Source organism: Acidisphaera rubrifaciens HS-AP3 (assembly GCF_000964365.1).
Classification (GTDB): domain Bacteria; phylum Pseudomonadota; class Alphaproteobacteria; order Acetobacterales; family Acetobacteraceae; genus Acidisphaera; species Acidisphaera rubrifaciens.
On the sequence record NZ_BANB01000964.1, the window covers coordinates 1 to 802 of the forward strand.

At 73.9% G+C, this 802-nt stretch carries 2 protein-coding genes; both read right to left on the reverse strand.

The window, feature by feature from the left end; translation table 11 throughout:
• Positions 1-189 (reverse strand): hypothetical protein (locus B8460_RS19390; RefSeq protein ID WP_048863273.1); only part of this gene is annotated, 189 nt, incomplete at its 3' end.
• Between the two features lie 13 nt (positions 190-202).
• A partial coding sequence (locus B8460_RS19395; protein WP_048863274.1) for an NAD(P)-dependent oxidoreductase occupies positions 203-802 on the reverse strand: 600 nt, incomplete at its 5' end.

The window sequence follows — 802 nt, forward strand, 5'->3', positions numbered from 1 at the left end:
GGCGGGCGCGCCGAGCGCGCCGCGCCAGTCCGCGGGATGGATGGCGAGCCAGAGCGTCAGCAGGACCACGGCCGAGGTCTGTCCGAACAGCATCGCCCGCGAGACGCCGAGGCGCTCGCCGGCGAAGCGTGCGAGGAAGTCCGTCAGCCCCCAGCCCAGCGCCGCCGCCAGGCCGAGGAGACTGGCCACGTGGCGGGTGCTGTCAGGCGACGAGGTTCGGCGGCGTCCGCCCCGCCAGCACCGCGTCGATGCCGTCGAGCACGAGGTTGCCCATCGCGTCACGCGTCGCGACCGTGGCGCTGCCCAGATGCGGCAGCAGCACGACGTTCTCCAGCGTGCGGTAGTCGGCGTGCATGTTCGGCTCGCCGGCATAGACGTCGAGCCCCGCCGCCGCGACGTGGCCGGAGCGCAGCGCCGCGATCAGGGCGTCGTCGTCGACCAGCGTGCCGCGCGCCGCGTTCACCACGATCGCCCCGTGCGGCAGCTTGGCGATGCGCTCGGCGTTCAGCCAGCCGAGCGTGCCCGCGCCGCCCGGGGCGTTCAGCGACAGAAGCTCCGACGCGGCAAGGAAGCTGTCGTCATTGTCGTGGAAGATCGCGCCGCGCTCCAGCTCTGCCGGGAGGCGCGCGACGTCGCGGTAATGCACCTCCATGTGCAGCCCGGCCGCAAGCTTGGCCATCTCGCGCCCGATCCGGCCCATGCCGAAGATGCCAAGCCGCCGGCCCACGACGCCCTGGCCCATCAGCTGCGTCGGCGCCCAGCCGGTCCAGGCGCCGGCGCGCACGATGCGCTCGCCCTCACC